Origin of the sequence: Streptomyces sp. NPDC052052, from assembly GCF_040680455.1 — a bacterium.
Lineage (GTDB): Bacteria > Actinomycetota > Actinomycetes > Streptomycetales > Streptomycetaceae > Streptomyces.
Genome location: NZ_JBFAWU010000008.1, coordinates 11,305 through 25,397, shown reverse-complemented (window position 1 = coordinate 25,397; position 14,093 = coordinate 11,305). Strand labels below are relative to the sequence as shown.

Annotated in this window: 8 protein-coding genes; 5 read left to right on the top strand and 3 right to left on the bottom strand. The window is 72.4% G+C overall.

Annotated elements, in window-relative coordinates:
- Window positions 1-186 precede the first annotated feature (186 nt).
- Entirely contained in the window at window positions 187-3,228 is a 3,042-nt protein-coding gene (locus AB0L71_RS11635; protein WP_365241027.1) for a BTAD domain-containing putative transcriptional regulator, read from the top strand.
- Between the two features lie 113 nt (window positions 3,229-3,341).
- Here the strand turns inward: AB0L71_RS11635 and AB0L71_RS11630 are convergent, their stop codons facing one another.
- Together AB0L71_RS11630 and AB0L71_RS11625 are read right to left on the bottom strand one after the other, a co-directional pair.
- Window positions 3,342-3,494: a hypothetical protein gene (locus AB0L71_RS11630; RefSeq protein WP_365241025.1), complete on the bottom strand. Its 153-nt coding sequence runs from the start codon at window positions 3,492-3,494 to the stop codon at window positions 3,342-3,344.
- A gap of 135 nt (window positions 3,495-3,629) precedes the next feature.
- Window positions 3,630-4,022 carry a hypothetical protein gene (locus tag AB0L71_RS11625; RefSeq protein WP_365241022.1) on the bottom strand — a complete coding sequence of 131 codons (393 nt, stop codon included), beginning with the start codon at window positions 4,020-4,022 and terminating at the stop codon, window positions 3,630-3,632.
- Between the two features lie 319 nt (window positions 4,023-4,341).
- On the opposite strand from AB0L71_RS11625, the gene AB0L71_RS11620 reads away from it, so the two are divergent.
- Window positions 4,342-5,028 (top strand): alpha/beta fold hydrolase, encoded by a 687-nt coding sequence (locus AB0L71_RS11620; RefSeq protein ID WP_365241019.1) that lies wholly within the window; start codon window positions 4,342-4,344, stop codon window positions 5,026-5,028.
- Window positions 5,029-5,234: 206 nt separating this feature from the next.
- Complete coding sequence (locus AB0L71_RS11615; protein WP_365241017.1) at window positions 5,235-6,473, top strand: helix-turn-helix domain-containing protein; 1,239 nt, start codon at window positions 5,235-5,237, stop codon at window positions 6,471-6,473.
- Between the two features lie 109 nt (window positions 6,474-6,582).
- Here AB0L71_RS11615 and AB0L71_RS11610 read toward each other — a convergent pair whose 3' ends face one another.
- Window positions 6,583-7,935: an MFS transporter gene (locus tag AB0L71_RS11610; protein WP_365241014.1), complete on the bottom strand. Its 1,353-nt coding sequence runs from the start codon at window positions 7,933-7,935 to the stop codon at window positions 6,583-6,585.
- A 263-nt stretch (window positions 7,936-8,198) separates the two neighbouring features.
- Here AB0L71_RS11610 and AB0L71_RS11605 point away from each other — a divergent pair, with 263 nt between their 5' ends.
- Entirely contained in the window at window positions 8,199-9,503 is a 1,305-nt protein-coding gene (locus tag AB0L71_RS11605) for a cytochrome P450 (RefSeq protein ID WP_365241011.1), read from the top strand.
- Complete coding sequence (locus tag AB0L71_RS11600; protein WP_365241008.1) at window positions 9,493-14,091, top strand: amino acid adenylation domain-containing protein; 4,599 nt, start codon at window positions 9,493-9,495, stop codon at window positions 14,089-14,091. Before AB0L71_RS11605 ends, AB0L71_RS11600 begins: the two co-directional genes overlap by 11 nt.
- The last annotated feature ends 2 nt before the right edge of the window (window positions 14,092-14,093 follow it).

Below are 14,093 nucleotides of genomic sequence, written 5' to 3'. Positions count from 1 at the left end.
GTGGGAGGCGGAAGGAGCCCGGACGCGCGAGGGGCCCTGGACACGTGCCGTTTCACAGGTGTGACCGGACGAGGAAAGGGCATACGCGCCGGGCGTGTTCCGGGTGGTGAGGGGTAGTCACGGTACGGGAACGAACCTGTGAGCCCTGGCTATGATCCTGGCTCTTGATGTTCTTGCGGAGGTGCAGTGCAACCGAGGGGTGTCCAAGGGGCAGGGGCGGACGAGACCGGAGTACGTTTCAACGTCCTGGGTCCACTGGAGGCATGGCTGGGCGGCGAGCGGCTGCGGCTGGGCGGGGCCATCCAGGAACGGGTGCTCGTCATGCTGCTCCTCGAAGCGGGACGGGTGCTGCCGGTCTCTCGTCTGGTCGCTGCCGCCTGGGACGAGGAGCCCCCCGCGACGGCCGCCCACCAGGTCCGCAAGACCATCGCTGACCTGCGAAGACGCATACCCGGTGGGGGCGGGGTCCTGGTGACGGACGGTCCCGGTTACCGGGCGGTTCTGGGGAAACGGCAGCTCGACCTGAGTGAGTTCGACGCCGCGGTCCGGGAGGCCGCAGGGGCCGGCCGGCCCGCGGAGGCGGTCGAGAAGCTCGGGTCCGCGCTCGCGCTGTGGCGCGGGCCGGTGCTGTCCGGCCAGGGCGGGGCGGTGATCGCGGCCGCCGCCGTGGCCCTGGACGAGCGCCGGCTGATGGCGTCCGAGCAGCTCATCGAACTGCGCCTCACTCTCGGTCACGCCGCGGAACTCATCGGTGAGATCCGCAAGTTGGCCGCCCACTACCCGTTGCGCGAGGCGCTGCGCGGACAGCTCATGCGGGCGCTGTACCGCACCGGTCGGCGGGCGGAGGCCCTGGAGGAGTACCAGGCGGTCCGTGTGCTGCTCGCCGAGGAGCTCGGGGTCGATCCGGGACCTCATCTCACCAAGGTCTACGAGGCGATTCTTCGGGAGAGTCCGGAACTCCTTGCCTCCGAGCAGGAGTTGGCGCCGACCGTGCAGGGACCGGCCGAGGCCGAGCGGCCCACGCCCCACGATCTGCCCTACGACCTGCCGGACTTCACCGGGCGCGAGCGCGAGCTGCGGGAGCTGATGGCTCTCGCCCGCGTCGCGCACGGCCACGGCGGCATGCCGATCGTGGCGATCGACGGGATGGGCGGCAGCGGCAAGACCTCGCTGGTGGTGCGCGCCGCCCACCGTCTGGCGGTCGACTACCCCGACGGACAGATCCATGTCGACCTGCGCGGTTACACCCCGGGGGAGCAGTCCGTCACTGCGATGGCCGCGCTCGATGTGCTGCTGCGCGCCATGGGAGTCCCGGGCGAGCGCATACCGGAGGACATCGCGGGACGCACCGCGCTGTGGCGTTCGACGATGGGCGGCAAGCGTGTCCTGCTGCTGCTGGACAACGCCGTGGACGTGTCGGCGGTCCTCCCGCTGCTGCCCGCCTCCCCGGGCTGCCTGGTGCTGGTGACCAGCCGGGTGCGGCTGGTCGATCTGGACGGGGCGGCATGGCTCTCGATCGGCGTGATGACACCACAGGAGAGCGCCGTGCTGGTGGCGAGGACCGTGGGCGCCGCGCGGGTGGCCGCCGAACCCGAGGCGGCCGAGGAACTGGCACGGCTCTGCGGACACCTGCCGCTCGCCCTGCGCATCGCCACCGCCCGATTCCGCAACCGCCCGCAGTGGACGATGCGTTATCTCGCGGACCGGCTGCGCGACGAGACCCGCCGGATGGACGAGCTCTCCCTCGGCGAACGCAGCGTCGCCGCCACCCTCCGCCTGTCCTACCAGGCCCTGGACGAACGGTGCCGCACCGCGTTCCGGCTGCTCGCGCTGCACCCGGGAGGCGACCTCGACCCGTATGCCGCCGGAGCGCTACTGGGCATGAAGGTGTGGGACGCCGAGGACATCCTGGAGGTCCTGCTGGACGCGCATCTGCTCCAGCAGCCGGAGATCGGCATCTACTCCTTCCACGACCTCGTGCGGACCTTCGCCCGGGGGCTGCGGAGTGCGTCGAGCCAGGAGCGGGACGACCAGGCGGTCACCCTGCTCCTCGACTACTACCTCGCCCGCACGGACGCCGCATGTGAACAACTCTTCCCCGGACGTGTGCGCCGTCCCACCGGACTGGACCGGAGCCCGGTGGAATTCCCCCGCGACGAAGGTGCCGGGCAGGCCGAGTCGTGGTTCCGGCGGGAGCACAGCACGCTGTTCGCGGTGATCGCGCTGGCCGTGACGCACGGCCACGACCGGCATGCGGTCTGGCTGGCCCGCAACTTCAGTTTCCAGCTCAACGCGCACGGCTATCTGGAGGAGTTCGCGGAAGCGAGCCGGACCGCCGTGGCCGCCGCACGCAGGCTGGACGATCTCGCCCTGATCGGCGTGAGCCTGACCAACCTGGGGGTCGCCTGCTGGAAGCTCGGGGATCTCACCGAGGGCATCGAGGTCGCCCGGGAGGGGCGGGACGTGGCCCGGCGCCTCGGCGACCGCCACACCGAGGCCCACAGCGAGAGCATCCTCGGCGGGTACATGAGCCTGTACGGCCGGTTCGCCGAGGCGCTGGTCTCCCTGGAGCAGGCCATCGCCACGGGACGGGAACTGGGCTCGGTCCGTGACGAGGCCGAGTGCCTCACCCTGCTCAGCACCCTGTACGAGCAATGGGGACACTACGAGGACGCGCTGACCTCGGCGCAACGTGCGGTGGCACTCGCCCGGCAGATCGGCCATCACGAGATCGAGCTGGTGGCGCTGACCGACCTGGCCTTCGCGCACTTCGGGCTCAGCGCGTTCGAGGAGGCCGATCGCGCGCTCGCCTGCGCCCGTGAGCTGTGCGAGGAGACCCGAGAGCCAGGACAACGGGCGCTCGCCCTGATGCTCTCCGCGCTGACCGCGCATCAACTCGGCCGCACCGAGCAGGAGTCGGCCTACGCCGAGCAGGCCCGCCCGCTCATGGATACCACCGTCTCCCCGCTGCGCCGGGCCAAGGGGGAGAACCTGACCGGGCGGCTGCTGCGCCGACAGGGGCGGCACGAGTCGGCGCGGGCAGCGCACACCCGGGCGTACGAGATCGCCTCCCCGATGGGATACCGCGTCGAGGAGGCGTATGCGTTACTGGGGATGGCCGATGCGGCACAGGCACTGGGTGACGACGAGGCCGCGGCTCGTCATCGGCGGTCGGCCGAGGGGTGGTTCACCGAGGCGGGCGTCGCGCCGGAGCGTCGCCGGAGCTGAGGGCGGTCGGCGGATCCCGGGCGTCCTGGCCTCCGGTACTCCTGCCCCGGCCACGTCGGGCCGGGACGGCAGGACCGGGGGCCGGGAGACCGGACCGTGGCGGAGGGCGGGAGTCACCGGCCGATGAGGGTGGGGCCGCGGTCCTCGGCGACCACCTGGTGACCGGTGGACGTGCCGTGCGGCTGGGACGTCACTTCCGCACTGCCCGCCGCGAGAGCGATCGCGATGGCGAACAGAGCGACGAATCCGGCCGACTTGCGTCCCATGGTCTTCTCCTCCGAGGTCGTGCGTTTCTGGTGGACCACAGAGTCCCGGGGACGCTTACCGAACGATTCCCTCTTCGTTCCCGCCTTGCGGGAGGCGCCCGGTACCGGCCCGGTAGCGACGAAGGGAGCCCGTCCTCACTCCCCGCCCGGGAGGGAGCGCGGGGCGGCTCCGCCGGAGTCGAGCGAACAGGACAGCACCTGCGGCCCGCCTGCGTGGAGCAGTACCTCCGTGCGGGCCGGGCCGGTCTCGTGGCCGATCAGGTCGAGCAGGGCCCTGACCGCCGACCGCAGCTCCGTCCGGTTCTCCTCGGAGGGCCGCACATCGTCCGGGTGCCGGATGCCCACGACCTCGTGCATGCCGTCGTCGGACTCGGTCTCCACGACGAAGACCGGACCGTCGGGCCTGGCCCCGGGAGGCAGCGCGCCGGCGTCGGAGCCGACCAGGCGTTCGGTCGTGGAGAGTTCCTGGAGCGGGAGAGGCGACGCGGCGGGGCGCCGGTCACTTCCACCGGTCGGGGGGAGGGCCACGTACTGCTCCTCGGAAGGTCGGGAGGGCGGGCGCCATGACAGCTACCACCCGTCGATCGTGGGTGACTCCTCGTAGAGTCCCCCCGGGTCCACGCGTCAGGGAAGGCGAGCACCCCGAATTGCCGCCCAGTTGCCGCTTGCCTCCCTGGTGTTGTCGTGGCAATCGCTGAAAGGCTGCCCGTGCGCAACACGCCGTCGCCGGCGGACCGGTGAGGCATCCGGACGAGGGACATGGGGGTGGGACGTGGCAGCGGACCGGGGCAATCGATGGATCACCGGCAGGCACACGCGAGGCCTGCCGCGGACGAGGCTGATCTGCGTGCCGCAGTCGGGCGCGGCAGCCGGGGCGTTCTCCCGGTGGCGGGCGCACCTGCCGCAGGAGATGGAGCTTGCGCCGGTGGAACTGCCCGGCCGCGGCACCCGCGCCCGGGAGCCCATGCCGTCCCGGTTCGACGCGGTGGCCGACGCCTTGTACGAGGGGCTGCGTCCCGAGTTCGACCTGCCGTACGTGCTGTTCGGGCACAGCTTCGGCGGCATGCTCGCCTACGAGGTCGCCCGACGGGTCCAACGCGACGGTGTACGCGCGCCGTTGGCGGTCTTCGTCTCCGGGACGCGCGCGCCGCACATACCGCAGCGGCAGTTCGTCGCGGACGCCGAGGAATCCGTCCTGCTCGACTGGCTCTCCCGGAGCGGAGGACTGCCGGCCGAGCTGTTCCAGTTCCCGGACTTCCTGCAGGACATCCTCCGCGTGGTCCGGACCGACCTTCGCATCGCCGAGTCGTATCTCGTCCCGGAACCCGTCCCGCTCACCGTTCCCCTGCACGGTCTCGCGGGCGCGGACGACGTCGTGACCCCGCCGGAGGCGGTGCCGGCCTGGGAGCGGTGTGCCGCCGCCGGGTTCACCGTGACGACGGTGCCCGGCAACCACGACTTTCCGCAGGCATCCGCCGAGGCGACCGTCGCGGCCGTGACCTCCGCCCTCGCCGGGGTCGCCCTGACCGAGTAACGGCCGTCCGCGCTTCCCGGCTCGTCCTGCCCCCGTTCCCGCTCCCGCGGGGACGGGGGCAGGACGTGTCCGGTACCGGGGCGGGAAGAGGACGGTAACGGAGGCGGGGACTGTGCCCTCCAGCCGCCGCTCCCGACATCCCCGGCGAGCGGCATCGTCCGTCTCAGGGGAGTGTGTGTCGCGTGGTCCAGAATTCGCTTGCCCGCTTGCGTCTCCTTCGTGGCTTCACTCAGGAGGAGCTCTCCGAACTGTCCGGCATCAGCGTGCGGACGATCAGGAATCTGGAACGCGGGCAGGTGCACAAGCCTCGCCGCAGTTCCGTCGAAATGCTGCTCACCGTCCTCGACCCCGAACTGCGGGAGAAGCTGGCGGCGCGACCCGTGGAACGAGTCGCCCGCATCACCGGCGTGCACGGCGCCGAATGGACGGAGATGATCGGCCCCGGCCGCCTGGTCTGGCGTGGCCCGCGGCTCTCCCGCTCGCCGTTGATCGGCCGGGAGCCGGACGCACTGCGGCTTGCCGAGCTGGTCGGCGCCCAGCAGGTCGTTGCCGTCACGGGGGCGGCCGGGGCCGGCAAGTCACGGATGGCGCAGGCCGCCGCCGAACTGGCCGGGACGGCGTTCCCCGACGGGGTGGCCGTGCTGGAGATGGGACGGATACCGGGCGAGAACTGCTTGTCGGTGCAGGAAGCGGCGCAGCTCGCGGAGGCGGCGGTCCGTGATCTGTTCGGCGAGGAGCCGGCACCGTCGGGCCGGCGCGCGCTGCTGGTTCTCGACAACACCGAGCATCTCCCGCGGACGACCGCCCTCCTGGTGGAGCGGATGACGGCGGAGTGCGCCGAGACGCATCTGCTGGTCACCTCGCGGCGGGTCCCCGAGCTGAGCGGGGCCGCCGTGTGGGAGGTGCCGCCGCTGTCGCCGGAAGCGTCGGTGGAACTGCTGCTGACCCGGCTGAGAACGGTCTGCCCGGGACTGGAGCTGTCCGGTGAACGTTCCCGGCTGGACGAGCTGTGCCGCCAGCTGGACCGGCTGCCCAGGCTGCTGGAGTTCGCCGCGCACCGGCTCAGAGTGGTGCCGCTGGGGACGCTGCTGACGGACAGCCGGGCCAGACGTCAGCTGGGGCTGACCGACCATTCCCTGCTGCCGCACCAGCGGTCGGTGGAGGCGAGCGTGGAGTGGAGCCTGGGGCTGCTGGAGGACCGCCACCGGAGTCTCCTCGCCCGGCTCACCCGGTCCTGCGACGACCCCGGCACGGACCGGGTGAGGAGTGCACCGGAGGAGCTCCTCGACGTGGAGGCGATGGACACGCTCGCCGGGCTCGTGGACTCCTCGCTCGTCCAGGTGGAGCGCGGTGGCGCGTACCAGTACCAGGTGCTGCACCACGTCCGGACGGTTCTGGCCTCGCCGCAGGCTCTGGCCGGACCGCGGGCCGCGCTGTCCGCCTGAGAGACAGCGCGCGGGGCGGTCCCGGTCGTCCGGGACCGCCCCGCGCGTTCGGGGCCACGGGAGAGCACCGTGGGGGCGCCCGCCGCAGTCGGCATGGCGCCACTCCTCGCTACGACTTGTGGGCAGCAGGTTCGGCGACCAGCTCGGCGTGGGGCCCGGCCGGCGGTTCGTCGACCGGCTCGTCCGCCGCCATGTCGACCTGGTTGTCGGCCAGTTCGGTGATCTCCTCGATCGGGGTGCGCAGGATGTTCAGCGCCGGGGAGGCCAGGACCACCACGCAGAGCGGGACCATGACGACGAGCAGCGACAGAATGCCGCCGGACACCCCGAACACGATCACGAGGCCACCGGCGAGCGTCGGGCCGAGCCACTCCAGCGAGTAGGCGCCGAACCGGTTCACCGCGGCCACCCGGCCGAGGAGCCGGTCGGGGACCAGGTGCATCACATACGTCTGCAGGACGACGTTGAGGGGCACGGCGGCGAGGCCCGCCAGGGTGACCACCACACCGATCTGCCAGACCTCGGGCACCACCGCGGTCAGGGCGAGGCCGCCCGTGAACGACACGACCGCCAGGGCCGTCAGCCGACGGGACGGGATGCGCTTCGTGAGGAGGGGGGCGATCACCGCACCCACCAGCGAACCGGCCACGGCCACACCGGTGATGATCCCGATCGTCGCCGCGTTCCCGCCGCGTTCCCGGACGATGGCGATGAGCAGCAGCATGAACGCCTGGTCGACCATGTTGAGCAACGACGCCATGATCACGACGAAGCGCAGGAACGGCTGGCGTGCCACGAAGCCGATGCCCTGCCCGACGTCCTTGAGCATCGAGGTCTCCGGCGCCCCGTCGTCCCGGTCCGGGCCCAGGGGCCGGCGGATGCGCAGCGCCCCGAGGGCGGCCACGACGAACGACAGGGCGTCGAAGAGGAAGGGGATGCTGCGCCCGGCCGCGAACAGCACACCGCCGAGCGGCGGACCCACGAGCTGGGCGGCCATGTCCCGGCCCATCGCCTGCCCGTTGGCGGTGGCAAGCTGCTCCTTGGGGACGAGACGCCGCAGCGCCGGGGTGCTCGCGCCGAGGATGATCCCCGAGCAGAGCCCGCTCAGCAGCGAGGCCGCGGCCAGGGTGGGTACGTGGGCGAAGCCCTCGTGCACCGTGAGGGCGACCGCGCCCAGCAGCGCCGCCTGGACGAGCGATCCGATCACCAGCGTGCCGCGGCGTGAGACCCGGTCCGCGATGGCTCCGCCCCACAGCGTCATGACGAGGACGCCCAGCAGGTTCGCCGAACCGATGAGACCGGCCTGCGTGACCGAACCCGTGAGGGACAGCACGAGCAGGGGGTACGAGATGGCCGACACGCTCGTACCCAGTGCCGAACAGGTGTTGCCCGCCCACCAGCCCACGTAGTCGCTGTTGCGCCACAGGGACGCGGTGGGGTCCTTGCCGTCGTGCTGAGGCATTGCGCTCTCTTCCTTCCCCTGGATGCCGCGGGAGTGGCGTGCCGCAGCCGGAGGGCATGCGGCATGCAGTGAAGCTGACAGCACCTCGGGTGCCGTGCCAGGCAACGCCGAAGGCAAGTTCCGGACCGGAAACCTGCCGGTGGGGATGCCTGGCCCCGGTGGCGGACCGCGGCGTCCAATCGGCTGACGTCGTCGGCCACGACGACACGGGGACGGCCCCGCCGGCCCCGTCCCTCTCCCCGTCTCGTGCTGGAGGCTGACCCGTGCACGCTGAGGCTCCTGTATCCACGCGGCCCGACACGGGCCTCGACTCGGTGGACCTGGTGGCCCCCGGGACGTTCACCGGCTCGGACCTGAGCGCGTACTGGCGCCGACTGCGCCGGGAACGCCCCGTCCACTGGCACCCGGAGGCCGAGGGCCGCCCGGGGTTCTGGGTGGTGAGCCGGTACGAGGACGTCATGACGGTGTACCGCGACGCCCGCAACTACACCTCGGAGCGGGGCAACGTCCTCGTCACCCTGCTCGCCGGCGAGGACAGCGCCGCCGGCCGGATGTGCGCGGTGACCGACGGCGCCCGGCACCGGCAGATGCGCAACGCACTGCTCAAGGCGTTCGCGCCGCGGGCGATGGCGGGAGTGGCCCGCGGCATCCGCGCCAACACCCGGCGCCTCGTCGCCGACGCGGTCCGCAGGGGCACCGGTGACTTCGCCGCCGAGATCTCCGAGTTCATCCCCATCCTCACCATCTCCGACCTGCTCGGAGTCCCGCACGGGGACCGGGAGTTCCTGCTCTCACGGACCCGGGCCGCGCTCAGCTCGGACACGGCAGGACAGTCCGCGCAGGACGCCTGGGCCGCACGCAGCGACATCCTGCTGTACTTCGCCGACCTCATGGAACAGCGCCGGGGCCGCGACACCGACGACGTGATCACCGTGCTCACCAACACCGTGGTCGACGGAAAGACCATGGCCCGCGACGAGGTGGTGCTCAACTGCTACAGCCTCATCCTGGGCGGCGAGGAGACGAGCCGGCTCACCATGAACGACGTCGTCCACCGGCTCGCCCATGACAAGGAACAGTGGCGGAAGCTGCGCGAGGGCACCGTGTCGCTGGAGTCGGCGTGCGAGGAGGCCCTGCGGTGGGCCACGCCCACCATGCACTTCGGCCGCACTGCCGTGAACCGCGTCGAGCTGGCGGGCCAGGTGATCGAGGCGGGCGACATCGTCACGCTGTGGCACTCCTCCGCCAACCGCGACGAGAGCGTCTTCGCCGACCCCGACACCTTCGACCTGGGACGTACCCCGAACAAGCACCTCACCTTCGGTTACGGACCGCATTTCTGCCTCGGCGCCCATCTGGCCCGGGTGGAGGTGACGGCTCTGCTCGACGCGTTGCGGACCTGTGTCACCGACATCGAGGTCGTCGGGGAGACGCACCGCTTCCACTCGAACTTCCTCACCGGTTTCAGTTCCCTGCCCGTCCGCTTCACGCCGGACGAGGCGGGACTGGCCCAGACCGTTGCCGAGTCCACGTACGAGACCACCGAGGACGGCCAGCATGCTTCATGACGAGACCGCGTCTTCCGCCGCCCCCGACGGGGCCGGCTCCGAGGTGACCCGCGCCCAGGAGGGGATGCTCGCCGTGGAGGAAACCCTCTCCGGCAGGCCCTCGCCCTTCCACGTCCTCAGCAGCGCCGAGATCACCGGCCCGCTCGACCACGACCGGCTCACTGCCGTGCTGGGCGGACTGGTGCGCCGTCACCCGACCCTCCGTACCGTCTTCTTCCGCGATGAGCGGACCGGGCGTCTCGGCAGCCGGGTGGTGCGCGGGGCCCGGCCGAGGATCCTCTCCCAGGAGCTCCCGGCGCAGGAGCCGGGCGCCGACGCGATCGAACCGGTCGACCGGCTCCTCGCACCGCTGGCCCCCAAGCTGCTGCGGCCGTTCGCCGAACCGCCGATCGTCTTCGTGGTCACCGCGGTCGGCCCGGACCGGTCGGTGCTCTCCCTGCTCGGTCACCACACCCTCCTGGACGGCTGGACCCTGGGACTGTTGTGGAACCAGATCGCCTCCGGGTACGCCGTCGGCGGTCCGTCGGTCCGCGGCGGCACCGAGGACGGCGAAGCCCCCGGTATGGAGGTCTTCGTCGCGGAGGAACGCGCCGCACGGGGACCCGGCCACCGGCGTGCCGTCGAGGCGCGGGCCGCCCTGCTCGCGCAGTGGCCCGCCGTCACCGAGATCGCCGGCGACCTGCGGCGACCCCCGCGCCGCACCTTCGCCGGGGCCCGGCTCCCCTTCACCCTGGGTGAGGCGGCACGCGAGGGCTGTACCCGGCTGGTCGGCGACCTGGGCGTGAGCCGTAACGTCGTCCTGCTCGCCGCCTGGGCCCTCGCGGTCGCCCGCCGGGCCGGGACGAACCGGCTGATCATGGGGGTGCCCACGCTCGGCCGGACCTCCGAGGAGGCGATGGAGGTCGTCGGCGGCGCCACCGGGCTCGACGCGGTGGCCTGCGAGATCCCGGACGACGTCAGCGTGGAGGAGTACGTGGCGCAAACCGCCCGCGCCTCCCGGGAGATCCTGGAGTACAGCAACGTCCCGTTCGAGGAGATCGTCGCGGAGCTGGGGGCCGGGGGCGACCTCAGCCGCAACCCGCTGGTGCAGTTCGCCTTCGGCGCGCACAACTCGGTGGTGCCGACCGAGCTCACCGCGGACGGGCTCCGCTTCGAGATCCGCGTCGGCTACACCGGCGGCACGATGTACGACGCGATGCTGCACGTGATGCGGTGGGGGGACACGCCCCGACTGGAGCTGGAGTACGCCACCGACGTGCTGACCGCCGGCGAGGCGGCCGGCCTCGCCGCCGGTTTCGAGCAGGCGCTGGCCGACATGGCCGCCACCCCCGGCGCCCCGCTCGCCACGCTCACCACCGTCACCGGTCCGCAGGGCCGTCTGCTGGACCGGTGGGAGAGCGGGGGGACGGGCGACCACGACGCCGGACCGTGGCAGCTCGTCGAGGAGATCGCCCGCCGCCGCCCGCACACCGTCGCGGTGCGCGACCGGGACGGCGGGCGGACCCTCACCTACCGCCAGTTGGTCGCCGCCGCGACCGCCCAGTCCGCGCTGCTCACCGAGGCCGGGGTCGCCGTCGGCGACCGGGTCGCGCTCGCCGTCCCGCGCTCGGCCGAGGAGGTCGTGGCGGTGTTGGCGGTCCTGCGCACCGGCGCCGCCTACGTCGGGGTGGACGTGGAGAGCCCCGTCGCGAGGCTCGACGCGATGCTCACCCGGGTCGACGCCCGCGTGGTCCTCGGGACGCCGGACCGGCTCGCAGCTCTGGGGGCATGCGCGCGGGACCGCCTCACCCTGCCCGTGGTGGACGTCCTCGCCCTGCCCGTGCCCACCGTCGTGCCCGCCGCCGCGCCCGCCGACCCGGACCGCACCGCCTATGTGGCCTTCACCTCCGGAACGACCGGGACACCGAAGGGGGCGATGATCCCCTGCCGCGGAGTCGTCCGGGTCGGCCTGGACACCGGGCTGGTCCTGCCCGAGGCGCAGAAGCGGTTCCTGCGGCTGGCGCCCCTGGCCTTCGACGCCTCCACCCTGGAGATCTTCTCGCCGCTGCTGTCCGGCGGGACCGTGGAGGTCTACCCCGGCGCCCATGTGACCCCGGACGAGCTGGCCACCTTCCTGAAGCGGCACGAGGTGACCGGAATGTTCCTCACCTCGGGCCTCTTCCGTCTCGTCGCCGACTACCGGCCGGACGGCTTCGGCGGCCTCGTACAGATCATCACCGGCGGCGACACCACCTCACCGGACCACGTCGCCGCCGTGCTGGCGGCCTGCCCCGGACTGCGCGTCACCAACGCGTACGGACCCACCGAATGCACCACCATCATCCTTGCCCACCACATGGACGATTCAGCGGCGATGGGGGAGGGGGCACTGCCGATCGGCCGCCCCCTCCGCGGCGCGGACGTCCGGGTCATCGGCCCCGGCGGCGCCCCGGTCCCGCCTGGCGGCACCGGTGAACTCATCGCGTTCGGCGACGGTGTCTCCTCGGGATATGCGGGCATGCCCGAGGAGACGGCCGCGGCCTTCGGCACCGACGGGCGGAGGTTCTACCGCACCGGTGACCTCGTGCGCTGGAACGCCGAGGGCAACCTCTGCTTCCTCGGCCGCCGGGACCGTCAGGTCAAGATCCGCGGCTTCCGGGTGGAGACGGAGAGCATCGTCGCCGCGCTGCGCGCCCTGCCGACGGTCCGTGACGCCACCGTCGTGGTGACGGGTGGCACCGGGGACAAGCAGCTCGTGGCCGGTGTCGTCCCCGAGGGGACACCGCCGCACCCGGCCGACCTGCGGGCCAGCATGGCCCGGAGCCTGCCCTCCTACGCGCTGCCGCACCTGTGGGCGGTGGTGGACGAACTTCCGCTGCTCAAGCACGGCAAGCTCGACGTCGCCGCGCTCACCGCGTCCGCGGTGCCGGCCGGCCGGACCGAACCGGCGGTCCCTGCGCAGGAGTCGGCACCGGACCCCGCTTCCGCACCGTCGCCCGGCGTGCTCGGGTCCGCCCCTTACGAGGACACGGTCGCCGGTGTGTGGCAGGAGGTCCTGGGACATGGGGACTTCGGCCGGGACGACTGGTTCCTCGACGTCGGTGGTGACTCCCTGAGCCTGGTGCGGGTGCATGCGGTTCTCGGTGCGGCCCTGCCGGAGCAGCATCTGACCGTCGAGGATCTCTACGCCTGTCCGACCATCAACGACCTGGGCGCGCTGTTCCGGTCCAGGGAGGGCGGGGCCGCGCCCGCGGAACGGATCGAAGCCGTGGCCGAACGCGAGTCGACGGCTGTACCCGAGGAGGCGGCGGCTCCCGCCCATGCCGTGACCGCGGCACTCCCGCCGACGGACCCCGCCCCGCAGGAGCGCCGCGTCGACGCACCACCGAGCGAAGAACACCCGAGCGGCCCGGGCAGGCAGGCTCCGGCACCCCTGACGGGCCTCTTCGGCGACCCGGCCGCCGCCGGAGCGCCGGACCGCGTTCCGGCGCTGCGAGAGCTTGCCGCGCTGCTTCGGAGCTGCGACTTCGACGAGACCCGGGCCGCCCGACTGCTCCGGGCCAGGAACACGGACCAACTGCTGAGCAACCCGGCCCGGTTCGCCTTCTTCGGCGACTGGTCCCGCCCCACCCCGCAGACCGCGCCGACCACGGTGCTCACCTCGCTTTTTCTTCTCGGCAGGCCGGTGCCCGAGACCTGGGTCCGTGACGCGCTGCCTGTCGAACTCGTAGATCTCCTAAGAGAGTTGACCCTGCTCGAACGGTGCGGCGACGACTTCCTCGGCACCGTCTCGATCACCCCGCACCGCGACCGGTACTACCTCTCCGACCAGCTCTTCACCACCCCCTCCCCGCAACAGGTGGTGGAGCGGGAGGCGGCGCAGCTCGTCATGCCGCCGCACGCGTCGAGCCTGCTCGCCCTCGACGTCGTCGACGGCGTCAAGGGCTCGCTGCTGGACGCCGGATGCGGCAGCGGGTTCCTCGCCCTGAGCGCCGGACCGGCCTGTGAGCGGGTCGGCGGGTTCGACCTCAACCCGCGCGGAGTCGACTTCTCCCGGGCCAACGCGGTCCTCAACGGCAGCACGGCCCGCTTCGAGGTCGCCGACTTCGCCGCCGCGGCCGGCGCCGGGCCGGGCGGACCGCACGGGCGACCGATGCCGTGCCAGGCAACGGCCGACGGCCTCTTCGACCACCTGGTCTTCAACAGCCCGACCATGCCCCGCGTCGACGGCGACGCCGGGGAGTTCGGGCAGAGCACCGCCCGGGACGTGCTGCGGGCGACCGCGGCCGGCGCCCCGCATCTGCTGCGGCCCGGCGGCACCGCCCACGTCCTGACCGTGGTCGAGACACCCGGTGACCGCACCGCCGAGGACGTCGTGCACGACTGGCTCGACGACGCGGCCCTCACCGACGTCACGGTCCGGGAGATCGCCACCCCGTACCTGAGCATCACCCGCAGGCAGCTGCGTGACGGGCGGCTTCCGGGGCAGAGCCTGCTCGCCCAGGGGAAGAACCACGCCCGGCAACTCATGTCCGCCCTCACGGCGCGCGGCACCGGCGCCGTCGTGCCGGTCGTCGTCGACCTGCACCTCCCCAAGGAAGGGAACTGAAA

Bases quoted from the DNA above. Each gene is read 5' to 3' on its own strand.
- AB0L71_RS11630 (WP_365241025.1), bottom strand. From the start codon at position 3,494: ATGGGACGCAAGTCGGCCGGATTCGTCGCTCTGTTCGCCATCGCGATC.
- AB0L71_RS11610 (WP_365241014.1), bottom strand. From the start codon at position 7,935: ATGCCTCAGCACGACGGCAAGGACCCCACCGCGTCCCTGTGGCGCAAC.
- AB0L71_RS11600 (WP_365241008.1), top strand. From the start codon at position 9,493: ATGCTTCATGACGAGACCGCGTCTTCCGCCGCCCCCGACGGGGCCGGC.